25 protein-coding genes are annotated in these 25,199 nt (G+C 42.8%); 14 read left to right on the top strand and 11 right to left on the bottom strand.

What is annotated here, in order from left to right; translation table 11 throughout:
- Positions 1–4: 4 nt before the first annotated feature.
- The 7 genes from F9Y84_RS02705 to F9Y84_RS02675 are packed head-to-tail and all read right to left on the bottom strand — an operon-like array spanning position 5 to position 7,592.
- Complete coding sequence (locus F9Y84_RS02705) at positions 5–703, bottom strand: CoA transferase subunit A (RefSeq protein ID WP_125254336.1); 699 nt, start codon at positions 701–703, stop codon at positions 5–7.
- A 27-nt stretch (positions 704–730) separates the two neighbouring features.
- Positions 731–1,639, bottom strand: coding sequence for a hydroxymethylglutaryl-CoA lyase (locus tag F9Y84_RS02700; RefSeq protein ID WP_147390005.1), 909 nt, complete (start codon positions 1,637–1,639; stop codon positions 731–733).
- Positions 1,639–3,582: an acetyl/propionyl/methylcrotonyl-CoA carboxylase subunit alpha gene (locus tag F9Y84_RS02695; RefSeq protein WP_147390006.1), complete on the bottom strand. Its 1,944-nt coding sequence runs from the start codon at positions 3,580–3,582 to the stop codon at positions 1,639–1,641. The genes F9Y84_RS02700 and F9Y84_RS02695 overlap by 1 nt, the downstream gene beginning before the upstream one ends.
- An 8-nt stretch (positions 3,583–3,590) precedes the next feature.
- Positions 3,591–4,373 carry an enoyl-CoA hydratase-related protein gene (locus F9Y84_RS02690; RefSeq protein WP_147390007.1) on the bottom strand — a complete coding sequence of 261 codons (783 nt, stop codon included), beginning with the start codon at positions 4,371–4,373 and terminating at the stop codon, positions 3,591–3,593.
- 9 nt (positions 4,374–4,382) lie between these two features.
- Positions 4,383–5,990 (bottom strand): carboxyl transferase domain-containing protein, encoded by a 1,608-nt coding sequence (locus tag F9Y84_RS02685; protein ID WP_147390008.1) that lies wholly within the window; start codon positions 5,988–5,990, stop codon positions 4,383–4,385.
- Positions 5,991–5,999: 9 nt separating this feature from the next.
- Positions 6,000–7,175 carry an isovaleryl-CoA dehydrogenase gene (locus tag F9Y84_RS02680; protein WP_125254331.1) on the bottom strand — a complete coding sequence of 392 codons (1,176 nt, stop codon included), beginning with the start codon at positions 7,173–7,175 and terminating at the stop codon, positions 6,000–6,002.
- A gap of 24 nt (positions 7,176–7,199) precedes the next feature.
- Positions 7,200–7,592, bottom strand: a complete 393-nt coding sequence (locus F9Y84_RS02675) for a MerR family transcriptional regulator (protein ID WP_099643874.1) — start codon at positions 7,590–7,592, stop codon at positions 7,200–7,202.
- Between the two features lie 316 nt (positions 7,593–7,908).
- Here F9Y84_RS02675 and F9Y84_RS02670 point away from each other — a divergent pair, with 316 nt between their 5' ends.
- The 11 genes from F9Y84_RS02670 (at position 7,909) to F9Y84_RS02620 (ending at position 19,762) form a co-directional block, all read left to right on the top strand.
- Entirely contained in the window at positions 7,909–9,087 is a 1,179-nt protein-coding gene (locus F9Y84_RS02670; protein WP_128729693.1) for an acetyl-CoA C-acyltransferase, read from the top strand.
- A gap of 97 nt (positions 9,088–9,184) precedes the next feature.
- On the top strand, positions 9,185–10,675 hold the full coding sequence (locus F9Y84_RS02665; RefSeq protein WP_128729694.1) for a CoA-acylating methylmalonate-semialdehyde dehydrogenase: 1,491 nt from the start codon (positions 9,185–9,187) through the stop codon (positions 10,673–10,675).
- A 107-nt stretch (positions 10,676–10,782) separates the two neighbouring features.
- Entirely contained in the window at positions 10,783–11,940 is a 1,158-nt protein-coding gene (locus F9Y84_RS02660; protein WP_147390009.1) for an acyl-CoA dehydrogenase family protein, read from the top strand.
- Positions 11,941–11,950: 10 nt separating this feature from the next.
- Positions 11,951–12,727, top strand: a complete 777-nt coding sequence (locus tag F9Y84_RS02655; protein WP_039497662.1) for an enoyl-CoA hydratase — start codon at positions 11,951–11,953, stop codon at positions 12,725–12,727.
- Positions 12,727–13,866, top strand: coding sequence for an enoyl-CoA hydratase/isomerase family protein (locus tag F9Y84_RS02650; protein ID WP_125254326.1), 1,140 nt, complete (start codon positions 12,727–12,729; stop codon positions 13,864–13,866). The genes F9Y84_RS02655 and F9Y84_RS02650 overlap by 1 nt, the downstream gene beginning before the upstream one ends.
- A gap of 12 nt (positions 13,867–13,878) precedes the next feature.
- Positions 13,879–14,766 carry a 3-hydroxyisobutyrate dehydrogenase gene (gene mmsB, locus F9Y84_RS02645; protein WP_147390010.1) on the top strand — a complete coding sequence of 296 codons (888 nt, stop codon included), beginning with the start codon at positions 13,879–13,881 and terminating at the stop codon, positions 14,764–14,766.
- A gap of 6 nt (positions 14,767–14,772) precedes the next feature.
- Positions 14,773–15,534, top strand: a complete 762-nt coding sequence (locus F9Y84_RS02640; RefSeq protein ID WP_147390011.1) for an SDR family oxidoreductase — start codon at positions 14,773–14,775, stop codon at positions 15,532–15,534.
- Positions 15,535–15,648: 114 nt separating this feature from the next.
- Entirely contained in the window at positions 15,649–16,053 is a 405-nt protein-coding gene (gloA2, locus tag F9Y84_RS02635; protein WP_125254323.1) for an SMU1112c/YaeR family gloxylase I-like metalloprotein, read from the top strand.
- A 384-nt stretch (positions 16,054–16,437) separates the two neighbouring features.
- Complete coding sequence (locus F9Y84_RS02630; protein ID WP_147390012.1) at positions 16,438–17,856, top strand: hypothetical protein; 1,419 nt, start codon at positions 16,438–16,440, stop codon at positions 17,854–17,856.
- 402 nt (positions 17,857–18,258) lie between these two features.
- Positions 18,259–18,798, top strand: coding sequence for a heme NO-binding domain-containing protein (locus F9Y84_RS02625; protein WP_125254321.1), 540 nt, complete (start codon positions 18,259–18,261; stop codon positions 18,796–18,798).
- Positions 18,799–18,802: 4 nt separating this feature from the next.
- The gene (locus tag F9Y84_RS02620; protein ID WP_147390013.1) at positions 18,803–19,762 is read left to right on the top strand and encodes a sensor histidine kinase; all 960 of its coding nucleotides are present in this window, start codon (positions 18,803–18,805) and stop codon (positions 19,760–19,762) included.
- Positions 19,763–19,856: 94 nt separating this feature from the next.
- On the opposite strand, the gene F9Y84_RS02615 is transcribed toward F9Y84_RS02620, so the two are convergent.
- Together F9Y84_RS02615 and F9Y84_RS02610 are read right to left on the bottom strand one after the other, a co-directional pair.
- Positions 19,857–20,606, bottom strand: a complete 750-nt coding sequence (locus F9Y84_RS02615) for a carboxymuconolactone decarboxylase family protein (RefSeq protein WP_147390014.1) — start codon at positions 20,604–20,606, stop codon at positions 19,857–19,859.
- Positions 20,607–20,686: 80 nt separating this feature from the next.
- A complete protein-coding gene (locus F9Y84_RS02610; protein ID WP_128729702.1) occupies positions 20,687–21,460 on the bottom strand; it encodes an SDR family NAD(P)-dependent oxidoreductase in 774 nt (257 codons plus the stop codon).
- A 110-nt stretch (positions 21,461–21,570) separates the two neighbouring features.
- Here F9Y84_RS02610 and F9Y84_RS02605 point away from each other — a divergent pair, with 110 nt between their 5' ends.
- From F9Y84_RS02605 to F9Y84_RS02595, 3 genes are all read left to right on the top strand, one after another.
- The gene (locus F9Y84_RS02605; protein WP_147390015.1) at positions 21,571–22,131 is read left to right on the top strand and encodes a helix-turn-helix domain-containing protein; all 561 of its coding nucleotides are present in this window, start codon (positions 21,571–21,573) and stop codon (positions 22,129–22,131) included.
- Positions 22,132–22,312: 181 nt separating this feature from the next.
- Entirely contained in the window at positions 22,313–22,915 is a 603-nt protein-coding gene (locus F9Y84_RS02600; protein WP_147390016.1) for a hypothetical protein, read from the top strand.
- Positions 22,915–23,301, top strand: a complete 387-nt coding sequence (locus tag F9Y84_RS02595; protein ID WP_147390017.1) for a hypothetical protein — start codon at positions 22,915–22,917, stop codon at positions 23,299–23,301. The genes F9Y84_RS02600 and F9Y84_RS02595 overlap by 1 nt, the downstream gene beginning before the upstream one ends.
- 548 nt (positions 23,302–23,849) lie before the next feature.
- Here the strand turns inward: F9Y84_RS02595 and F9Y84_RS02590 are convergent.
- Together F9Y84_RS02590 and F9Y84_RS02585 are read right to left on the bottom strand one after the other, a co-directional pair.
- The gene (locus F9Y84_RS02590; protein WP_125254316.1) at positions 23,850–24,599 is read right to left on the bottom strand and encodes a helix-turn-helix domain-containing protein; all 750 of its coding nucleotides are present in this window, start codon (positions 24,597–24,599) and stop codon (positions 23,850–23,852) included.
- A complete protein-coding gene (locus F9Y84_RS02585) occupies positions 24,589–25,038 on the bottom strand; it encodes a carboxymuconolactone decarboxylase family protein (RefSeq protein WP_125254315.1) in 450 nt (149 codons plus the stop codon). Before F9Y84_RS02585 ends, F9Y84_RS02590 begins: the two co-directional genes overlap by 11 nt.
- Between the last annotated feature and the right edge of the window lie 161 nt (positions 25,039–25,199).

Below are 25,199 nucleotides of genomic sequence, written 5' to 3'. Positions count from 1 at the left end.
CCTCCTATTTGCGCGTTGTGACACGTTCAATACGTTTTTCAAAGTCACCTTTGATCACGCGATTGACATAAATGCCCGGGGTGTGGATTTGGCTCGGCTCAAGCTCGCCGGGCTCCACAATCTCTTCTACTTCCGCTACCGTGATTTTTCCAGCTGTTGCCGCCATTGGGTTAAAGTTCATTGCTGTGTGGCGAAATACTAAGTTGCCATAGCGATCAGCTTTCCACGCTTTAACAATAGCGAACTCACCGGTGATCGACTCTTCTAAAATATACGGCCGGCCATCAAATTCCTTTACTTCTTTACCTTGTGCGACAGGTGTACCATAACCTGTTGCTGTGTAAAAAGCTGGGATCCCAGCACCACCAGCACGCATTTTCTCTGCAAGCGTCCCTTGTGGTGTCAACTCAACGTCGATAATGCCGTCAAGAAGTTGCTGTTCAAACAGCGCATTTTCACCGACATAAGATGCAATGATTTTCTTAATCTGACGATCTTTAAGCAAAATACCTAGACCAAAATCATCGACACCACAATTGTTCGAAACTACAGTCAATTCTTTTGTTTGCATGCGCTTAATTTCTGCAATTAAGCCTTCTGGAATACCACACAAGCCAAAGCCACCTGCGATGATGGTATCACCATCTTTCAGACCTGCCATCGCTTCGCTGTAGCTTGATACGACTTTATCGAAACCGGCCATAAGCCCACTCCTAATGATGTTATTGTTTTAAGATTGACAAGTTTGTTTGAGTGCCAACGACACTTTACTGCTTGGTGTCTTACCTAGCGCATCACAAATTGTCCACCCTGCTTTTGCTAGCCTTTCTAAATCAATTCCACACTCAATGCCAAGCCCTTGCAGCAAGTAAACTACATCCTCAGTGGCAACATTTCCTGACGCACCTTTGGCGTAAGGGCAACCACCGAGCCCTGCAACGGCGCTATCAACAGTCGCGATCCCCATTTGTAGAGCAGTGTGAATATTCGTTAAAGCTTGTCCGTAAGTATCATGGAAATGCACCGCAAGCTTGTCAGCTGGGATATGTTGTAGTAACAAGGTGAGTAACTGCTGGACTTTTTTAGGTGTACCAACACCGATAGTGTCACCTAGGCTAATTTCATAACAACCAAGTGACAACAATTGTTTACATACCGCTAAAACTTGCTCTGGCTGTACAGCTCCTTGATATGGGCAGCCAACCACACAGCTTACATAACCTCTTACTTTTATGTTGTTTTTTTGTGCAAGATCAACAACGGGGCGAAAGCGCTCAATACTCTGTTCAATAGTGCAGTTGATGTTTTTTTGGGTGAACGCTTCACTAGCTGCTGTAAAAATAGCAAATTCGTCAACCTGATTCTCAAGTGCAAGCTCAGCGCCTTTGAGGTTTGGCGTCAGCGCACTTATTTCAACGTCATCACTACGCGTAAAGCCTTGAATAACCGCAGCTGAGTCAGCCATTTGTGGCACCCATTTGGGTGACACAAATGCACCAGCTTCAATGTGCTTGAGGCCAGCATCTTTAAGTGCGTTAACCAGCGCTATTTTAGCTTCAGTGGCAACACTGACTTCATTTTGTAAGCCATCCCGTGCACCTACTTCTACAATTTTTACGCGAGCCGGATAGTCAGCCATTAGTCTTGCTCCTCAACAATCGCCAGCATATCGCCATGACTGACCAACTCACCCTCTGCAAAGCAGTATGAAGTCAGCTTGCCATCGAAAGGCGCATTGAGGGTATATTCCATCTTCATGGCTTCTATAATCACTACAGCATCACCTTTGCTGACTTGGGTGCCGACGGACAATAAATGCTTAACGACAGTGCCGTTTAATGGGGCAGCCAAAGGCGCAGCTTCGTGCTCATGATCGCTAATATAATGCTTTGACTTAAGCTCAACGGTATGTTGATGAGGGCCATACATAATGGTAATGGCGGTTTCGGTAACAACTGCACTTGCGCGTAATCGGGCACCATCAATGACTACCGTTAACTGTTGTCCTTCTAATTTACATTCAACATGATGGATTTGCTCGTTAAACGAAATCTTCCAACCATCTTGAGATTGATAGGCACAGGCAGCATGATCCACAAATGGCAAATCAACTTTCGCGGTTTGATTAAGTCTAAAGCCTAAGTTTCCCCACACCGTCTTTTTACATGGTTGTTGGTGGCTAAGATAGGCTGCACCTGCTAGTAGCACCATTTTATCCAACGGCGTATTCGATTGAGTTAGTACCTCAGTTTGCGTATCAATAAAGTGGGTATCTGGTGCACCGGTTGTAAAAGTAGGGTGTCCAGCTAGGTGGTGCAAAAATGCGATATTGGATTTTAAACCACACAGATGGACTTGCTCTAAACTCGATTTTAGTTTGAGTAATGCTTGCTCGCGGTTTTTGCCGTGAGCAATCAGCTTTGCGATCATAGGATCGTAAAACGGGCTGATCTCATCGCCTTGCTGCACGCCTGTGTCAATTCTTACGCCATCTTTGGCTTCAGGAAAGCTAAGGTGAGCTAGTACACCTGAAAACGGCATGAAGTTCTCTTCAGGATCTTCTGCGTAAATACGTGCTTCAAAGCTATGACCAGATAACGAAACCTGCTGTTGAGTCAGCGGTAGCGGTTCACCCGCCGCGACCATTAATTGCAATTCGACTAAGTCAAGACCAGTTACCATTTCTGTTACTGGGTGCTCTACTTGTAGCCGAGTATTCATCTCCATAAAGAAAAATTCATCACCACAGAGTAAGAATTCCACAGTACCAGCGCCGCGGTAATTAATCGCCTGCGCACAGCGTACTGCTGCTTCACCCATGGCTTTGCGCATCGCATCACTCAAACCTGGTGCGGGCGCTTCTTCAATCACTTTTTGGTGGCGACGCTGTAGTGAACAGTCCCTGTCACCGAGATAAACACAGTTACCGTGGCTATCAGCGAAAACTTGTACTTCAACATGACGAGGTTTATCTACAAAGCGTTCAAGCAGTACTAAGTCATTGCCAAAACTTGCCGCCGCTTCACGTTTAGCCCCATGTAGAGCGGATAGAAACTCGCTACTCTCACGTACCACGCGCATGCCTTTACCGCCGCCGCCGTATGCGGCTTTGATAAGTACCGGAAAACCGATTTTTTCCGCTTCGGCTTGTAAGAAATCATCTTCTTGTTTGTCACCATAATACCCAGGAACTAGAGGCACATTGGCGTCATTCATGATTTCCTTGGCACGGGTTTTTGAACCCATCGCTTCGATTGAACTTGCCAGCGGACCAATAAACGCAATATCCGCCGCCTCACACGCTTTGGCAAATACTTCATTTTCAGATAAGAATCCGTAGCCTGGGTGAATACAATCCACATCAGCTGCCTTTGCCACTTCAAGGATTTTTTCTGCCACCAAATAAGACTCTTTAGATGGTGCTGGACCAATGTGGTAAGCTTCATCAGCAGCCTTAACGTGCATCGCATTGGCGTCAGCATCAGAGTAAACCGCTACAGTGGTTAGTCCCATCTTCTTCGCGGTACGCATCACGCGACAGGCAATTTCACCCCGGTTTGCGACTAGAATTTTAGTTAGCATATTGACTCCTATTCGTTCGCAGCGTTTTGCCAGCGTGGCGCACGTTTATCGAAAAAGGCACTAAGACCTTCTTGCCCTTCTTCACTGACTCTAATCTCAGCAATACGCTTTGCTGTATGGGCGATCAACGCTTCGTTGATTTCGTTGCCTGCAACTTCGTTGATAAGTGCTTTGGCATTTTTAACCGCAGCAGGGCCATTATTTAGCAGCAGCTGTGTGAAGTCAGACTCACTTTTAACTAAATCGTCACTGAGCTCATGGATTAATCCCATTTCAAGAGCTTTTTCAGCGTTGAATACCTCAGCAGTTAAAAAGTAGCGTCTTGCTTGGCGCTCACCAATGGCTTTTATAACATAAGGACTAATCACAGCCGGAATAAGACCAAGCTTGACTTCACTTAAACAGAATTTGGAGTTGTGCTGTGCAATGGCGATGTCACAACAGGCGATTAATCCCAGTGCACCGCCAAAAGCTGCACCTTGCACTAGGCATAATGTCGGGTGGGGACAAGTAGCTAAAACCTGCATTAATTTGGCAAGTTCTAGTGAGTCTGCGACGTTTTCGTCGTAGTTATTGTCTGCCATGGATTTCATCCACGCCAGATCAGCGCCAGCTGAAAAGTGTTTGCCTTCGGTTTTAAATATCAAAGCGCGCACATCCAGGCCGCTGGCATAGTCGATATTTTTGATAAGTTCGGCAATCACCTCTGCATTAAAGGCATTGTGTTTTTCTGGGCGACTTAGCTCTAAGATCGCCACTTTGTTTTTTGTTATCGTTAAAGTGACAGGCATCGGTGCTCCTTACATTCTGAATACGCCAAATTTAGACTCTTTTTGCGGCGCATTACTTGCTGCCTCTAATGCAAGACCAAGCACAGTGCGTGTATCCGCAGGGTCTATAACGCCATCGTCCCAAAGCCGAGCACTCGCGTAGTAGGGGTGGCCTTGTTTTTCGTATTGCTCAATGATCGGTTTTTTAAACTCGCTCACTTCGACATCACTCATGCTAAGCCCTTTGCGCGCTAAACCATCTTGTTTTACCTGTGTTAATACACCTGCAGCTTGTTCGCCACCCATCACAGAGATCCGTGCATTTGGCCACATCCACATCATAGTTGGTTCGTATGCTCTACCACACATACCATAGTTACCAGCACCGTATGAGCCGCCAATTAATACCGTAAATTTAGGCACATCAGCACAGGAAACCGCTGTAACCATTTTGGCGCCATGTTTGGCAATACCTTCAGCTTCGTATTTTTGGCCGACCATAAATCCAGTAATGTTCTGTAAAAACAGTAGTGGAATATTGCGCTGTACACAGAGCTGAATAAAGTGTGCTCCTTTTTGTGCAGATTCAGAAAAGAGAATACCGTTGTTTGCTACGATCCCCACAGGGTGACCATAAATCTCGGCAAAACCAGTCACTAGCGTTTCACCAAAGTAGCGCTTAAATTCATCAAACTGCGAGTCATCGACGATACGGGCAATGACTTCACGGACATCGAACGGTTTTTTCAGATCTGTGCCGACAATGCCATATACTTCACTGATATCATAACGTGGAGGCTTGGCATCTTGGAGTAGTGGCCTCGTTGGGCGCTGATGATTAAGGCGCGATATACATTGTCTTGCGATAGACAGTGCATGTTCATCATTTTCTACATAGTGATCGGCCACGCCTGACACTTTACAATGCACATCTGCGCCGCCCAAATCCTCTGCGCTAACTTCTTCGCCTGTGGCCGCTTTTACCAGCGGCGGGCCTGCTAAGAAAATCGTGCCTTGTTCTTTAACGATAATACTTTCATCAGCCATTGCTGGCACATAGGCGCCGCCTGCGGTACATAATCCCATAACCACAGCAATTTGCGGGATCCCTTTAGCAGACATACGAGCCTGATTATAAAATATCCGACCAAAATGCAGCTTGTCTGGAAATACTTCATCTTGCTCTGGCAAGTTCGCGCCACCTGAGTCTACTAAATAGATACACGGAAGGTGGCAGCGCTCAGCGATTTCTTGTGCTCGTAGGTGTTTCTTGACCGTCAGTGGAAAGTAAGTCCCACCTTTGACTGTCGCATCATTTGCCACAATCATACACTCAACACCTTTCACGCGTCCGATCCCTGCAACGACACCGGCACAGGGAATATCTTGTTCATAAACACCAAAAGCGGCGAACTGGCCGATTTCTAAAAATGGTGAGCCTTCGTCGAGTAAAGTTTCAATGCGGTCGCGGACAAATAACTTACCACGACTTTGATGACGAGCGATGAGTGCTTCACCGCCACCTTGGCTTAGTGTCGCCACTTTATCTTTAAGATCAGCAACCAGCGATGTCATGGCATCGCTGTTTGCTTTGAATTGCGGATCATGAGGATTAACCGCAGAATTTAGTACCGTCATACAGCGCTCCTAGCGGCTTTCGTTGAACAGCTCACGTCCGATAAGCATACGGCGGATCTCAGACGTACCAGCGCCAATTTCATAGAGCTTGGCATCGCGAAGTAGGCGGCCTGTAGGGTATTCGTTGATGTAGCCGTTTCCACCTAGTAATTGAATGGCATCAAGTGCAAGTTTGGTTGCAAGTTCTGCGGCATATAAAATTGCCCCTGCGGCATCTTTACGCGTGGTTTCGCCACGGTCACAGGCTTTTGCTACAGTATAGACGTATGAGCGTGCTGCATTCATTTGCGTATACATATCAGCAACTTTACCTTGCACTAGCTGAAATTCACCGATTGACTGGTTAAATTGTTTACGCTCATGAATATATGGGACTACTACGTCCATACAAGCCTGCATGATACCCAGCGGGCCGCCGGCCAATACCACACGTTCATAGTCAAGGCCGCTCATCAGCACCTTTACGCCTTCGTTGTATTCACCAAGGATGTTTTCAGCGGGTACTTCGCAGTTTTCAAACACCAGCTCACAAGTGTTTGAGCCACGCATGCCGAGTTTGTCTAGCTTTTGTGCTGTTGAAAAACCGGAGAAGGTTTTTTCTACGATAAAGGCTGTGATCCCACGAGGTCCTGCATTGACGTCTGTCTTTGCATAAATAACAAAAACGTCTGCATCTGGGCCATTAGTGATCCACATTTTATTTCCGTTCAGGATGAACTTGTCACCTTGCTTTTCAGCACGCAGCTTCATTGAAACGACATCAGAACCTGCATTTGGCTCACTCATTGCCAAGGCACCGATGTGCTCACCACTAATAAGCTTAGGTAAGTACTTTTCCTTCTGCGCTTGGTTACCGTTGCGGTTAATTTGGTTTACACAGAGGTTTGAATGTGCGCCGTAACTTAAGCCGATTGAGGCACTTGCACGACTGATCTCTTCCATTGCAATTACATGCTCAAGGTATCCCATATTTGAGCCGCCAAATTCTTCAGGGACGGTGATCCCAAGTAGACCCATTTCACCAAACTTTGGCCACATCTCGTTCGGAAACGCGTTTTCCTGATCTGTTTTTTCAGCCAGTGGGGCAATTTCGCTGGTAGCAAAACTATTGACATGATCTCGGATCATGTCTGCTGTTTCACCTAGTCCAAAGTTCAATTCTTTATATAAAGATACTGTGCTCATCGGTATTCATCCTGTTGTGAGAGTTTATTTTTCGAGCTCGTGTAATGTATCGCGACAACGACGTTCAGCCGTTACCAATTCCATTAAGACAACTTTGATGTCGTCCATTTGTTGGCTTAAATCGGCTTTTTTCTCTTCAATGAGTTGCAACATGGTTTTAAGCTGCTTTTCACTCGACTTGTCGGCATCATAAAGCTCAAATAAGCGGCCAGTTTCAGCAAGTGTAAAGCCAAGGCGTTTTCCGCGAAGGATAAGTTTTAAACGGACTTTGTCGCGTTTGGAGTAAATACGCGTTTGTCCTTGACGCTTAGGAGAAAGTAGTCCTTGATCTTCGTAAAAACGAATACTGCGAGTAGTAATATCAAATTCTTTAGCTAACTCGCTGATTGAATAGGTTGGTTCATTTATTTCTTGCATTTCTATTTACACTTACAACGTCACTGATTAGACCAATATAAGTGAAGTTTACGTAAAGGTAAAGTAAGAATGATAGATCCTGCTTTAGTCTTATAAAAGCAGCAATTAGGCTTGTATGAAATGTCATCAAACCTTAACTGGAGCTAGCCAGAATAGGCGTTGGCAATAAATATGTGCAATTAATCTTTACAGTTGCAGCAATCTCATTTGCCTTGATTTTAGATTTACGTTGGCGTAAACGTAAATATTATGTATGCTCGAATACAGAGTTAAATATTAATGAGCCAAAGCATGGCTTGTCTACAGGAGTTTTGCAATGAGTAACGAAGCTGTTGTCATCGTCGCTGCTAAGCGTACACCAATGGGTGGATTTATGGGAAGCCTATCTGGCGCTGCTGCCACAGAATTAGGCGCCACTGCTATTAAAGCAGTGATGAATGAAACAGGTCTCAATGACGCCAGTATAGATGAAGTGATCATGGGGTGCGTGTTACCCGCAGGTCTTGGTCAAGCGCCAGCACGTCAAGCGATGCTACACGCAGGTCTTGCCCGTTCAACAGGAGCGACGACAATCAACAAAGTGTGCGGTTCAGGCCTGAAGGCGGCGATGTTCGCGCATGATCTCATCCGCTCAGGTAGCATTAATTCTGCCATCGCAGGTGGCATGGAAAGCATGACTAATGCACCTTACTTTATTCCAAAAGCCCGTGGTGGCATGCGTATGGGTCATGGCGAAATCAAAGACCATATGATGGCTGATGGCTTAGAAGATGCTTATGACAACAAGGCGATGGGCTGCTTTGCGCAAGATACAGCAGACCAATATGGCATTACTCGTGAGCACATGGACGAATTTGCCTTGGGCTCATTGAGTAAAGCAAATGCGGCAATCGAAAATGGCAGTTTTGCCAATGAAATTGCTCCTCATGTGATTAGCACGCGCAAAGGGGATGTTGAGGTAAATACTGACGAGCAACCAGGTAATGCCCGCCCAGATAAAATTCCATCACTTCGTCCAGCATTTAAAAAAGATGGCACGATCACCGCGGCTAACTCATCATCTATCTCAGACGGTGCCGCAGCGCTTGTTCTAATGAGTGAAACAGAAGCGAAAAAGCACGGTTTGACACCACTTTGTAAGATTGTTGCTCATGCGACTCATTCACAAGCGCCAGCTGAATTTACCGTTGCGCCAGTCGGTGCGATGAATAAGCTGCTTGAAAAAGCAGGTTGGTCGACTGCCGACGTTGATCTTTGGGAAATCAATGAAGCGTTTGCCATGGTGACTATGTTGGCTATCAACGAAATGCACTTAGATAGCAATAAAGTCAACGTCAATGGTGGTGCTTGTGCGCTTGGTCATCCAATCGGCGCGAGCGGTGCACGTATCTTAGTTACACTTATCCATGCACTGAAAAACCGTGGCTTATCAAAAGGCGTGGCGTCACTATGTATCGGTGGTGGTGAAGCTGTCGCACTCGCAGTAGAAGTGTAAGTCTCAGCAATTTATTTCGTTCCAAGGGGCGCTGCGTCTTCCATAATTCTAATCATTCACGCAGCGCATTAACTCGTTTTATGGGGAGGAGTGCTTCATGCACCAAGTACCTTTATACATCAACGGTGAATTTTCACAGTCTCAGTCTGACAAATGGTTAGACGTTGTTAACCCTGCTAATCAAGAAGTATTAGCAAAAGTGCCTTGTGCGACTAACGAGGAAGTACAAGCTGCAATTCATTCAGCTCAAGAAGCGTTTAAAACGTGGCGTAATGTGCCGGTAACCGAGCGTGCGCGAATTATGATGCGTTATGCGGCGCTACTTAAGGAGCATCAAGAAGAAATCGCAACCATAATCTGTCATGAATTAGGCAAGACGTTTGAAGATGCAAAAGGGGATGTGTGGCGCGGTATCGAAGTGGTCGAGCAAGCATGTAATGCCCCTTCAATGATGATGGGCGAGACGGTAGAAAACGTTGCCCGAAATATCGACACCTATTCATATACCCAACCACTAGGCGTTTGTGCTGGTATTACGCCATTTAACTTCCCAGCGATGATCCCGCTGTGGATGTTCCCAATGGCAATTGTATGTGGTAACACCTTTGTACTTAAACCATCAGAGCAAGACCCACTCACGCCAATGCGCTTGGTTGAATTGTTTGAAGAAGCCGGTGCACCAAAAGGCGTACTTCAAGTTGTGCACGGGAGTAAAGATCAGGTTGATCAAATTCTTGAAGCGCCGGAAATTCGTGCGGTTTCGTTTGTGGGGTCTTGTGGTGTCGGTCAGTACATTTACAGCAAAGGTACGCAGAATCTTAAACGCGTTCAAGCGTGTGTGGGTGCGAAAAACCATATGGTTATCATGCCAGATGCGAAAAAAGAACAAGTGATCAATAACCTTGTTGGTTCTTCGGTTGGCGCGGGTGGTCAGCGCTGTATGGGGATCTCAGTTGCGGTATTTGTAGGGCAATCACAACAGTGGGTCGATGAACTAAAAGACGCCATGGCGAAGGTTCGTCCTGGCGTGTGGGATGATCCAGAAGCTGCTTATGGTCCGCAAACGACGCCGCAGGCTAAAGCGCGCATTCTATCGCTGATTGACAGTGGTAAGCAGCAAGGCGCAACGTGTTTGCTAGATGGCTCTGAGTTTACCGTTGAGGGTTATGAAAACGGTAACTGGGTAGGTCCAACCCTGTTTTCAAACGTCACAACTGACATGGATATCTACAAAGAAGAAATCTTTGGCCCAGTCCTTTGTTGTGTATTTGTCGATAGTTTAGATGAAGCAATTACCCTTATTAATAACAACCCGTACGGTAACGGCACCTCATTATTCACCGCAAGCGGTGGCGCAGCACGCAAGTTCCAGCGTGAAATTGAAGTGGGTCAGGTAGGGATTAATATTCCTATTCCAGTGCCATTGCCGTTCTTCTCATTTACCGGTTGGAAGAACTCATTCTACGGCGACCAACATACCTATGGTAAGCAAGGCGTGCGTTTCTATACCGAAACCAAAACGATTACCTCACGCTGGTTTGACGATGAGGCCGTCAGTGGTCCAAATATGAGTATCAACCTTAGATAACTCATATTGCGCAGCGTGCTCTGCAGGGGGAGCACGCTTATTTTTACCAAAACGATAAGAATTACCGACACACATTCAGGGTGTCAGAACAGCAAGAGAGGTCTACCGTGGACTTTAACCTAAACGAAGATCAACAAGCATTTGCCGACATGGCGTACCAATTTGCAATGAGCGAGCTTGCTCCACATGCTGCAAAATGGGATCAAGAGCACATTTTTCCAAAAGACGTAATTCAAAAAGCAGGTGAGCTTGGTTTTTGCGGTCTATATACACCAGAAGAGGCAGGTGGTCTGGGTTTATCTCGCCTTGACTCAAGTATTATTTTCGAACAGCTTTCAATGGGTTGTACAGCGACAACCGCCATGTTGACTATTCATAACATGGTAACGTGGATGATAGCGAGCTTTGCAACTGACGAAACCAAAGCAAAGTATATGGATCAGTTAGTAACGGGTGAATTATTGGCCTCGTACTGTCTAACAGAACCAGGATCTGGCTCAGATGCTGCATCACTCAAAACAAAAGCGATAAAAGAAGGTGATGAGTATGTCTTGTCTGGTTCTAAAATGTTTATCTCAGGGGCAGGTGAAACGGACGTATTAGTGGTAATGGCAAGAACAGGTGAAGCAGGCCCTAAAGGTATCTCAGCCTTTGTTGTTCCTGCCGATGCTGAAGGCGTTATTTATGGCAAAGCAGAAGAAAAAATGGGTTGGAATGCACAGCCTACGCGCCTTATCACGCTTGAAAATGTCCGGATCCCTGCTGCAAACCTGTTAGGCCAAGAAGGCGAAGGCTTTAAATTTGCGATGCAAGGCCTTGATGGTGGTCGCATTAATATTGCAACTTGCTCGATTGGTACAGCCCAGCAGGCACTCAATACCGCCAAGCAGTATATGCAGGAACGTTCTCAGTTTGGTAAACCGTTAGCGGCGTTCCAAGCACTACAATTTAAAATTGCAGATATGAATACAGAACTTGTGGCTGCGCGCCAAATGGTTCGATTGGCGGCATTTAAACTCGATAGCAATGACCCAGAAAAGACTACTTATTGCGCTATGGCAAAGCGATTTGCCACTGATGTAGGCACTAAGGTGTGTGACGATGCACTGCAAATTCACGGTGGTTATGGGTACATCAAAGAGTATCCACTGGAGCGCCACCTACGTGACGTACGTGTTCATCAGATCCTTGAAGGTACAAACGAAATCATGCGTGTAATTATTGCACGTCGGATCTTAGCTGAAGGCGCGGCAAGCGTCCTATAAGGAGAGCATCATGACTGCACAATTAAAACTCGAAAAACAAGGCCATACTGCTGTTGTTACTATGTCAAATCCACCTGCGAATACGTGGACGAAAGACACACTAACTGCACTTAAAAATCTAGTAATCGAATTGAACGCGGATAAAGAAATCTATTCTTTAGTGATCACTGGCGAAGGCGAAAAGTTCTTTTCAGCCGGTGCGGATCTCAATGTATTTGCCGACGGTGACAAAGGAGTTGCTGCGGACATGTCTCGAGTATTTGGCGAAGCGTTTGAAACACTCAGCGACTTTAGAGGCGTATCCATTGCTGCCATCAATGGGTTTGCAATGGGTGGCGGTTTAGAAGTCGCACTAGCGTGCGATATCCGCATTGCCGAAGCTCAAGCACAAATGGCACTCCCTGAGGCAAAAGTCGGATTGTTGCCTTGTGCTGGCGGCACACAAAACTTGTCATGGCTTGTAGGCGAAGGCTGGGCAAAGCGTATGATTTTATGCGGCGAACGCTTAAAAGCCGACAAAGCACAGCAAATTGGCTTAGTTGAAGAAGTGGTCGAGCAGGGTAAAGCGCTGGAAGCTGCGCTCGAACTGGCGAAGAAAGTAGAAGATCAAAGCCCTGTTGCAGTGACGGCTTGTAAAGCTCTTATTCAAAAAGGCCGCACAGGCACAATCAACAGTGCATTGCCTCTTGAACGTGAACTCTTTGTAACCTTATTCGATACCCAAGATCAAAAAGAAGGCGTAAACGCATTTTTAGAGAAACGCAAAGCGAATTGGGTAAATGGCTAATGATTGAATTCGAGTTAATAAATCACGAAGAGGCACCGGTTTTATTCGAACAAGCAACATGCCATAACGGGATGAAGATAGCGCTGGCGACATTAAATGCACCAAAAGCGTTAAATGCCTTAAACCTCGATATGATCCGTTTGCTTGCACCACAACTGGATATTTGGGCAAACGACCCACAAATTGCAATGGTGGTATTAAAAGGAGCTGGAGAAAAAGCGTTTTGTGCTGGCGGCGATGTAGTGAGTTTATATCGTGAAATGTCATCAGATACGAGTAACGCATTAATCGAAACTTTTTTCGGTGAAGAGTATCGGTTGGATTATCAAATCCATAACTATGATAAGCCAATCCTACTTTGGGGTAATGGCATCATCATGGGCGGCGGACTAGGCTTAACGGCTGGCGCAAGTCATAAAGTGATGACAGAGACTTCACGTATTGCTATGCCAGAAATCACCATTGGCTTATACCCTGATGTTGGCGGTAGCTATTTCCTCAATAAGATGCCAAAAGGTGTTGGATTGTTTTTGGGACTCACAGCTGCAAACATTAACGCTTCGGATGCCAAGTTGGTTGGACTTGCCGATCACTTTATGGACTCAGAAAAACTCGGCTTACTTTTACAAAACTTAGGTGAAGTCAACTGGGGAAAAACCAACGTGCTAAACCACGAAAAGCTGACTCAGTTGTTGTTATCTCTAGATGAGGCTTCCCATGCACCACCAAAAAGCGAAATTAAACCACTGATTAAAGCGTTCGAAGCGCTTGATGAGAAAGATGATTTATCAGAGCAGGTTGATTTTATTTTAGGACTGGATAGTACTGACAACAAGTGGTTGAGCAAAGCTCAAATGGCGTTAAAACATGGCTCACCATTGAGTGCCGCACTGGTAAAAGCACAGCTTGCTAGAAGTGAAGGTAAAACACTTAAAGACTGTTTTAAGCAAGAATTAGGAATGTCGGTGACTGCTGGCGAGTTTGGTGAGTTTCAAGAAGGTGTTCGTGCGCTGCTTATCGATAAAGATGGCAAACCAAATTGGCGATTTAAATCGGTTGCAGAGGTTCCTAATGACGTAATAGAACGTTTTTTCGCACCTCGATGGGATGAAAACGATCATCCTTTGCGTGACTTATAAGGAGTGACATAAATGGCACAAGTAGGATTTATCGGCTTAGGTAACATGGGTGCTCCAATGGCCCTTAATTTATTAAAGGCTGGCCACCAAGTATGTGTTTTTGATTTGAACCCTGAGGCTGTAGCGGCACTTGAGGCAAGTGGTGCAACAAAGGCGGCGGTTGTTAGCGATGTGTGCCGTGAAGCAGATTATGTGATAAGCATGCTACCTGCAGGCAAACACGTGCGTACGGTATATACAGCTGAAGATGGACTCATTAACTATTTGTCTAAAAACACACAGGTGATTGACTGCTCTACCATTGATGCTGCATCCGCTCAGTTTGTTGGGAAAACATTAGCAGAATCGGGTATTTCATTTGTCGATGCGCCTGTGTCTGGCGGTGTGGCAGGTGCAGCGGCCGGTACCTTAACTTTTATTGTCGGCGGTAATAAAGCAGACTTTGAACGTGCGCATGTGGTACTGACCAATATGGGTAAGAACATTTTCCATGCAGGCGACATTGGCGCAGGACAAGTCGCTAAGATATGTAACAATATGCTGTTATCAATACTGATGGCGGGCACAAGTGAAGCGCTGCAAATGGGTGTAGATCATGGTTTAGATCCTAAAGTATTGAGCGAAATTATGCTAAACAGCTCTGGTCGTAACTGGACGCTAGAGCTATACAACCCATGTCCTGATGTACTAGAAAATGTGCCTTCTTCGAACGGTTATAAGCCGGGCTTTATGGTTGATTTAATGGCTAAAGATCTTGGCCTTGCGATGCAATCTGCGCAGCAAACAAATTCAGCGACGCCGATGGGGGCACTTGCAAAGAATTTGTATAACCTGATGCAAAATCAGGGTAAAGGCAATGAAGACTTTAGCGCGATTTTTAAGCTTTATTCAGAGAAATAGAACATTATGGATATTAACAGTAAAACAGTTGTGATCACCGGTGGTGCGCAAGGCTTAGGGCTTGCAATGGCGACTGAAATGGCAAAGCAAGGTGCAAATCTTGCGCTAATTGATATGCAAGAAGATGTACTTACAGAAGCGAAAAGCGAACTGGCGCAATTTGGTACAAAAGTCAAAACTTATGTTGCCAATGTGAGTCAAGAATCGGACGTGGAAAATGTGTTTGACGCCATTGTCAGTGACTTTGGTGAGATTTCAGTATTAATAAACAATGCGGGTATCTTGCGTGATGGTTTGTTACTCAAAGCGAAAGATGGTCAAATTATTGATAAAATGTCGCTATCGCAATTTCAGTCCGTTATTGATGTTAATCTAACCGGTGTTTTCTTGTGCGGCCGTGAAGCTGCTGTCAAAATGGTAGAAGCTGGTAATGGTGGTGTGATCATAAATATGTCGAGCGTTGCACGCGCTGGTAATATGGGGCAAACCAACTATTCAGCGGCAAAGTCAGGTGTCGTTGCGATGACAACGAGCTGGGCGAGAGAATTAGGTCGCTTTGGTATTCGAGTAGGGGCAATCGCCCCAGGTGTTATCCGAACAAAGATGACTGATGCAATGAAGCCTGAAGCAAAAGAACGTTTGGTAAAAATGAAACCAGTCGGACGTCTTGGTGAAGCGCAAGAAATTGCCCATACCGCAAAATATATTATTGAAAATGATTTCTTTACAGGGCGTGTCGTCGAAATTGATGGCGGTATTCGTTTGTAACGAAAAGGCTTGGTTTTACAGCGTGTATTCCAAGTTCCTATTTGAGTGTGTGAAGCGGTAATGTAAATTACCGCTTTTTTATTTTAAAGATATTGGATGCTCGAGGAGAAATGTTTGAAATTGTCTGGAATACATCATGCCGCCATTATTTGTTCCAACTACCAAAGATCTAAGGTGTTTTACACCGAAGTACTCGGTCTTCGTATACTTAATGAAAATTACCGCAAAGATAGAGAATCATATAAATTAGATTTGGCGTTACCTGACGGCAGCCAAATTGAGTTGTTCTCGTTTCCAAATCCACCAAGACGGATATCACATCCAGAAGCGCAAGGATTGAGACACTTAGCATTTAGGGTGAATGATATAGATGCTTGTATTGCGCATCTTTCACAGAATCAAGTCGCTGTTGAGCCCATTCGAATAGATGAATATACGGGTAAACGATTTACCTTTTTCAGCGATCCAGACGGTTTACCACTGGAGCTTTACGAACAAGGTTGCGACCACTACCTCTGAAAAGATACACAATTATGTATAAAGTCTTAATGACAGATATTAGTTGGATCTTAAATAAAGGAACAAATTGGGTAAAGTTTATTCTGTCTTTGTCGATAAAAGGTAATGGCGCTTGCGCCAACCGATTTTGTAATAACTTCATTACGCAAACGCATTAATTTGAAATGAAAAAATAGTTTTAGTAGCAATGGTTTTTTGCTCTTCAAGCGCTAGCCTAACCAGAGTTATATTGCCGATAACTACGGTGTTTTAAATAAGAAGTTTTTAACGGGGCTAGCGTGTGATTTACTTGCGCAAATGGAGCAAGTATTGAGATAAAACCGTATTGTTTTCAAAGTTGAGCAGAAAATTAATGCAGTTGCTACCATAACAAGGATCCAAGTTATGAACATTAAGCCACAACTCCATACAAGTAATGTGAAAGTGAGCGCGTCGAATTCATCAGACAAAATGACTGAGGCACTGACAGCATTCGCAAATGATAAAAAAAATGACGATAACTCTGAGTTATTGAAAAGTAATAGCAATTTAACTATAGACTTTTCTTACACTCAGCCTCCAGTTACTTATGATCCTCGAATGATCCGTGGTATTGAGCTTAGGACAATCGGATTACAGCATTATGGTATTCATCGAGAGCACATTGGAACAGATGAAAATGGGCGCGTTTATAAAGATACCTACGGTGACTTTGAAGGGCGAGAAAAAATTGATGAATTCTTGTCAATATTCGATCGTTTAAGTGAAGAAAGACAATTTGAATTTGCGCACTTCAAACCAACACAAGCGCTTCTTGATGTTGCCAATAGACTGAGTGATGAGGAGCTAGGACAACTAACGGATTTTATTGTCCAGTCTCTATCGGTAAATAGCTTTGAACAACGTAGAAATGACTATTCAACAGAGTTAATAAACAAACTTAACGGTATGAGTGATGAGGTGTTACAAGACACCATTCAGACGATGTCTAAATTAATGGAGCAAGCCGATAATAAAGTGTTTGAGGATCCCGTTTTTCCACCTTATTTACTTGATGAAGATGGCCGAGTAGACACGGACTTACAATATACCGAAAGTGGCATTTTTGAACATGTAAATACATATGGGGATATGAACAATCAGCTTTTAAATGATTTTGCTCAATTTGTTATTAGTAATAAGTTTTCTGACGGAGAAATTTTAGACCTCAATGCTAAGTTCGTTAGTGCTGATTTTGACACGAGTCGAGGTCTATTGGATATGGCGACTTTAGTGAAGCCAAATGATCGTACAAGTTTTATGGAAATGTTGAGCGAAATAGATACTGAGGAGCCCGGTAATTTATTTGCAAGACTCAGTAAGCTCAATTATGAAAATGAGAATACAGAGTATTTTAAAACAAATAATCAAGAGTATATAAAGTTTGAGGGTAAACCCGCCGATGACAACGAAAAAAGCCGTTTATATAAACAGTTAATTAAAGCCTATGAAAACCAAGGATTAGGCTGGATGAATGACGTGATGGAAGAGTCACAGGGAATGCCTGTCAGGGCTGAATTAGACATGTGGTTATCTGTATTAGAAGATGTTGAAGAAAATCCAGAAGCATTTAAGCGCTCTGATTCAGTGGAGACCTGGATGGAAAACAACCTAGCAGGAATTGTTAGTAACTATTATCAGGGTATTAAGGAAAAGCTGTTCAGGCATAATGATGAGCAGGATCTTCCACTTATCATGTCGGGACTTGAGAGAATTACACTAGACAGTCAAAGTGATGAAGAAGCTGAACTTGGCGATGCGGCGAATACATCAGTGAACGAGTAGAAATATACTGTATTTCTTTATTCATGTTCTACACTTACATAAAGCACAAAGTGCACTACCTTTTGAAAGTCACGCTTTTAATGTGGCACTGAGTGCTTTGCTAAAGAGTGAGTAGAATTAAACCAATGAGTCAATCAAGTTGATGAACAGAATGTGCCAAAGTCAGTAAAATTGGCAGAATAAAGCATTAATCTTACAGTGCTTTTCACTGGAGTTTACCTTGTTGATAGTACTGCGCTGTGTCTGACTAAAGACGGGTATATATCTCTTTCTAGTGCAGCAAAAGGCATGCTGTTTGTTGGTTGTATATGTCAACAGTAATACACTTGGTATCAACACTACTCTCTTAACCTGACAAATATTGAATTAAAAAACAGTATAACCTTGTGATAGGAGAGCGTGATGCGCGGTGTTGTGTTCAGAGGTCTAGAAGAGTTAGCCATCGAAACCATCGGTATGCAGGAGTGGGATGAATTACTTGAAACCTACGCGCCGCAGGGGAGAGTATATGTGTCGCCCACGGCATATCCAGACGAGGAATTATTTGCATTAGCTCAAGGAGTCGCAAGTAAACTTGATAAACCATTAACCGAAGTATTAGCGATATTTGGACAGTCTTTGTTTGGATTTTTGGCTAAAAAGCATGTGGGGATTTCGTCTAAGTTTAGTTCATTTGAAGAGCTGGTGGTGTCGATTGACAGCGTCATTCACATGGAAGTTAAAAAGCTATATGACGAACCTAACTTGCCTTCCATCACCACAACTATTGAAAACGATAAAACCATCATACTCAAGTACAAGTCAAACCGAAAGCTATGCTTTTGCGCGGAAGGCCTCCTCCATGGTGCAGCGCAACATTATAATAGAGTACTCAGAATAGAGCACCCCCAATGTATGCACGAAGGCGCCGATCACTGTGTACTGATTTTGCATTTGGATTAAGTTGATGTCTGATCCTAATGACTACAAAAAAGCGTACCTTCGCGAAAAGCAAGCGAGAGATGAAGTAGAGTCTTTACTTGAAGAAAAAACCAGAGCCTTATATCTTGCCAATCAAACACTAGAGCGCCAATTGGAGCAGCTAAAGAACCAGCAAGCTGTGCTTATTAATAATGAACGTATGGCGACCTTGGGTTCTTTGTCTGCTGGTGTTGCTCATGAATTAAATAACCCTCTAGCCTACGTTAGAGGTAACCTTGAGTCTCTAAATCACTACTTACCTGCATTACAAGAACTACTTAATTTAGCGAGTATGGCAGGACATACTGACAACGATCAGATGCTAAGTACGCAACTAAAAGAGGCGTATGTTACTCAACGGCTCAATGATATTTCGGAAGATCTACCAGATCTCATCAACGATACGCTACACGGTTGTGAACGTATAAAAATCATAGTTAGTGATTTGATGAATTTTTCGCGTTCAAATAATGATAGCTTCTCAAGCATTGCACTAAAACCTATAGTAGAAGACACGTTACGCTTACTGAGTGGACAGCTTAAAAGTTACGATTTAGTCATTGCTATTGAAGATGTTGCGCCAATCCTTGGTAAGGATGGTGCTATAAAGCAAGCCATCATTAATTTACTTGCAAACGCCAAGTATGCGGTTGATAGGGATCATAAGCCCCATAAAACAATAGAAGTTCTGCTTGCACCGGGCAATGACAAAGAAGTCATTTTGAGTATCAGTGACAATGGTATTGGCATTGACCCAGATATTATAAATCGACTATTTGACCCATTCTTTACTACCAAGCCTGTGGGTGAAGGAACGGGGATGGGGCTTGCTGTCACACATGCAATTATAAAGGAACATCGTGGAAGTATTACGGTGCAAAGTGAAGAGGGAATAGGGAGCCGCTTTACTATTACTTTTCCTACTGAACATATCGAAGCTGAGTAGTTTGGAATTACAAATCGTCAATTACTCGTGGCTTTTGCGTTTTTATTATCGAAGCGCCACAATACAGCAGCGCTTGTTGTAGAGTTAGTACAAGTTAGTCCGTATAAGGGTTTTCTGACTTTGCTGCAAACACTTCTTTTGCCGCCAGAGCAGCATTGTAAGCAGCTGGCATGCCAGCTAAAAATTGCATATATATTACCATATCCATTATTTCCGCTTTAGTTAAGCCTACTTGTATACTTGTACCTAAGTGATATTGAAGTTGAGGTCTTGCTGTACCCAGTGCGGCGAGTGCACTAATTGTCGCTAATTGCCGCTCTTTAATTGTAAGCCCTGGTATACCAAAAGCATCACCAAATAGTTGGTAAGTCGTATCTGTTAACCCTACTGACATAGGTTTAAATGCTGTAATAATTGTTTGATACCCATTATTATCCAGCTTAGTATACTCTTCTACTCCTTTCTTATATCGCGCTTTACTTGTATCGGGTGGTAATGTGAATGATAAATGTTTATCAATTGAAGAAGCAAGTGCATCAATGGATTTTTCTGCCCGGGGAAAGCCATAGTATGAAGTAAGCTGAGTTAAAATTAGCACCACATCTTGCTGCCCTATAAATTTTTTTTCTAATGATGTAGCGACAACTTGTTGAAGGGCTTCTGTTAATTCAAGAGCCGACAGCGCAGATATTTTTACAATAGCCTGCTGGCGTTGTGTAAGGGTTAATACCTTTTTAATGTCCCTCTCCGCCCTAAATTTGGTTATTGAAAAGTTGCCCTCAGTGGCATGTGACGAGGAAATTGAGGTTATCAATAAGGAAATGGCTAGTATCTTTTTAAACATAAATATTTCTCTACTTTGGTTTTCTAATATCGTTTTTAAGCCTGTTTTTTATTGGGTAATACAGCTATTAAACAACGCAGCTAACTGCCCCGTTGGCCACCTATGGTGTAGCCACTATCAACATGGATTGCTTGGCCGTTAACAAAACTTGCACGTTCGCTAAGCAACCAACAGGCGAGCTCGGCAACTTCAGTAGGCTCACCTAAACGTTTTGCTGGATGCTGTTGTGAAAACATATCTAGAATAAGTTTGTCATGGTTAAATGCTTCTCTTGTCATCTCGGTATTGATGCCACCAGGGTTCACACTATTTATACGTATGCCGCTGTTGGCAACCTCAATAGCAGCTGCGCGAACAAATGCGTCAATGCCAGCTTTGGATGCTGAATATACGCTCGAACCACACAAGGCACCGGAAGCTAACCATGAGGAAGTGTTTACAATCGAGCCTTTGATGTCATTGGTCTGAAAGTATCTCATCTGCCATTGACTGCTGAACCAGACCGATTTTAGATTCACATTTATCGTCTCATCCCAATCTTGCTCAGACTGATTCAACATTGGGGAAAAATTGCCTATGGTACCTGCATTATTAAATGCGCCATCAAGACCAGCTAAACGGTTAACTGCTTGCTCCATCATTTCTGTAACACCTTTAGTTCTAGATATATCGGCCTCAATCGCTACTGCGATGCCACCTGCGCTTTTTATTTCTGCAACTAACGCATCTAACTTATTTTTTCTACGTGCCGCTAGTGCGACAGATGCGCCTTCTGAAGAAAATAACTTAGCTGCTGCCATACCTATTCCTGAACTTGCGCCCGTCACTAAAATCTTTTTACCTTTTAATAGCATCGTCCATACCTTGTATATGTTTTATTCAGCTCCACTCTATCATTTACAGTAAATGCGTGTAATATGTTGGATTAAATATCCAATATAACGGAAATTCGAGAGTTAATATTATGAGTGATGGTTTAAGTTTCGATTACATAGGCAAGTTGATCCGTAGCTATCGTTCTGCTGAATGCACAAGCTTACAAGCATTGGCGGATAGATCTGGTGTTAGTCGCTCAATGATAGCTCAAATTGAGTCAGGTCAAACCGTACCAACAATTGCGGTACTGGCAAAACTGGCAGAAGCCATGAACTATGAGCTAGCAACATTAGTTCAACCGCCCGGACGAGCTTTGAATATCAGTACCTCTAGAGCAACAAAAGATAATATTATCAGTAAAGTTGACAGCCCATTTACCTGCCATATATTGAAAAAGCAAAGTGGTTTATTTACTACTGAAATTTATCAATTTTATTTTAATGAGGCTGGCAAAACATCCTTTTCAGCTAATGTGAGAGGTTCCATCAAACACCTATGGTTGCAGCAAGGCAAATTAGATATTTATGTAGCAGGCAATAAAATAAGTGCACAACAAAATTGTTTAACTACTTTTAATGCAAATATCCCGCATAGATTAGAATCTAGATCGGAGCCACTTGCTAAGGGACTTTTCTTTGTTGTTTATTAACTAAGTTTGCGTTTTGGCTAGTGCAGGCAATAGATTTACTTGCCTTTTAACCAAGAGAGGTGCGTTTGTAATCTGGATTTGGGACTTATTCGCCTCTCTGGGGAGGAAATATTAATAATATTATTTAGAATTATAATATAATACGAGAAAAGTAGAATTCAATGTGAAAATATAGGCAATTATGGGTGTAGATAAGATAGCAGAGTACTATTTGATATTTGAAAATTTAATGAGCAATAACAGTTCAATTACAACAAATGATAGAGCTGATTACTATTGCCACCTAGGATATCCTCATGTGAGCGTCAAAAAAATTATAAAATTAAAGGAAGAGTACACATTAAAATCGATCAAAGATTTCCATTTTATAGGGGAAGTTATTTGCAAGGAAGATATCTCGATGATTCTTTCAAAATATAACCCATATCGGTGTCGATTTTTTCCTATATCAATTAGTGACAAAAGCTCTGAGACTCTATGTAAATTTAGCTTAATTTCGTTTGAAAATAAAATTCCATGTGCAGATATGGGGAAAAGTGATATTTTTGTTTTCCCTAAAAGGAAGAATCATATAAAGATATTATCCTTATACCTTGATTTAGAGAAGTTAAAAAAGATCCCGAAACATAAAAAACACATTTTTATGGTTGAAGAAGCTGAAGGTACTATAATCGTATCTAAAGAAATCGGTGAAGAGTTATTGACCTACTTATCAACGAATAATGATTCAAGTCTTTTAGTCAAGCCAATTTATGAAGATGGAAAAGTTCCGGAGTTATTTTAATGGAAGGTTTTTTTGAATTAAGTGTAAAGTCACTAAGCACTTTCCCACTAAAAGAAAACATAAAAGGGGAGTTAGCTCCCCCTGATTTGGTCTTTGACTTTTACCTATTTCCAAAAGTTTTTATAAATAATAGAATTTTAGAGAAACTATCGCCTTTTTTAAAAAGTAATATTGAAATTCAAGAAGGTGCTGTAGAATTAAAATTTTCAGAGTTAGAGTTGAGCTATTGTTATCTTTACGTTGTAGGTTGTGATAATGATTCACACACCAATGAAAGTACACATATATTTAGGAGTGAGGATAATAGCTCTTTGTTTTTGAGCAACGAATTAATTAAGGAAATGAGAAAAAAATCAACTAATGGTGTTTTATATCGCTGGAATTAAATCCTTAGTAATAAATGAGGCTTTATCAAAAAAGCTCATCCGTCACCCTTCAGTTAAAAAGTGAGGGTGATAACTTTCTAGACCGAGAACAGAGAATTAGTGCCTGTGGGTGAAGCCCTTAAAAAATCGACGACGAGTACAATACATCTAAACAACAGTAAGAGATTGTGTCCACATAGCAAAACCTGATTTCAAATAATAAGTACAACACTTATAGAAATACGCATTTTTCGCTAAAAATCAAGCAATATTACTGCGACTTGTCAACATGTAAAGTACCATCGTGAGACTGTTTAGCTTGAGTTAAAAAAGAAACCAAATAAGCAGGCGTTATTATCTTCAAAAAGCGATTATTGAAATTGTGCGCTTGTCGCATAATATCAATTGGAGGGGGCGCATTAGTTGCGAGGGAGAGTGTATCGATTGCTATGTTACGAAGGATAAACGCTAAGTGGCCGGCTATATACTCACAGCAATTTACATACCTAAAAGAGGTCAACACGCTAATTCTGCACTGAGGAACATGGATTTTTTATGCAGGTAATATCTTAGGTTACGGTTGAGGCTTGCAGTAGCTTTTTATACTTTGCAGGGGTTATTTGCATGATTGATTTAAACTCTCGGATGAGATGGGCTTGATCGGCGTAGTCACACTCAAGGGCAAGTTGGGCAAGATTTATGTTTGGGTTTTCTTTTAATCTCTGTCTTGCTTGTCGCGCTCTATAGATGCGTGCGAGATGCTTTGGGGTGATCCCACAGTGGAGCTTAACTTTTCTTTCTAATTGACGTTTACCGATTGGAGTTTGAGTATATGCTTCATCGAGAGGTGTTAATTTTGCGATATGACTGAGTAGAGTTTGTGTGTACAAGGCTGAGTGATGTTGGGGTACTTGCACTGAAAGCATTGGATGTAGCAGCGTCAAAAGTAACTCAAAACTAGCATGAGATTGCAGGCTTTCGACCATAGTTGCTATTTTACAGGGGTCAACTAGAGGATGGTTAACTGCTTCTAAAAATGCAAACCCAGCAGGCTTGAAACGGATACCGCAGAAGCATGTCGCTTCCGAATAAAATACTTTTACTGACTTTGTTGCTGTTGGCTGAATATAAAAAGGAGCAGTGACTCTGTTATTATTTAGCCATACTTCACCACTAATGGGGATGATGATGCCATTAGCACCATCACTTGGTAGCCATGCTTCGCCCTGAAGCGATGTTTGTGCAAACCAAACAGCTTGCACATAATTTGCTATTTCACCCTCTGGGCGATACATACTAAGACATAAATCAGTTATCATTAAACTCAACTGTTGGTTTAAACATCTTAACTATGCGATTCCAGCTGTTGATAGCGTTGATCGCAATAGTTAGTGTTACTAGGCTCTTGTCGTCAAACTCAGACGCTAACTCTTGGTAGAAAGTATCTTCAATTACCTCTGCGTTTGTCAACTTTTCGCATAGCGAAAGCGCTAATCTTTCTTTAGTCGTGTAAAATGTCATGTCTTTCCATGCACTAAGACCGATAATACGGTTTGTTGACTCACCGCTATCAGTAGCTTGAGTTGTGTGCATTGCGATACAAAATGCGCATTGATTTAGCTGTGATGCTCTTAGTTTTACAAGCTCCCAAATTTTAAGTCCGAAAGTGGCTTCGGCTTGTTGTTTAAGTAGCTCTTCCTGACCTAATAAATGTTGAATTAATTGTGGTGCTTGATTGAAATAATCTGCTCTTTTCATTTTTTGTTTCCCTCTGAATTGGTTATGCGGCCAGTGTAGTGACCAATAAGAGGAAAAAATTGAAAAAAAACGTCTTTGTGTAAAATAAAAAGCAGTTCGCAAACAATGTAATTACTTTACCTCATCCATGTTTTCATTACGTCTAAGGTCAATTAAAGTAA

Source organism: Pseudoalteromonas peptidolytica (genome assembly GCF_012641745.1).
Taxonomy (GTDB): domain Bacteria; phylum Pseudomonadota; class Gammaproteobacteria; order Enterobacterales; family Alteromonadaceae; genus Pseudoalteromonas; species Pseudoalteromonas peptidolytica.
The sequence above is the reverse complement of the archived record's forward strand: the minus strand, read 5'-3'. Positions and strand labels throughout refer to the sequence as shown.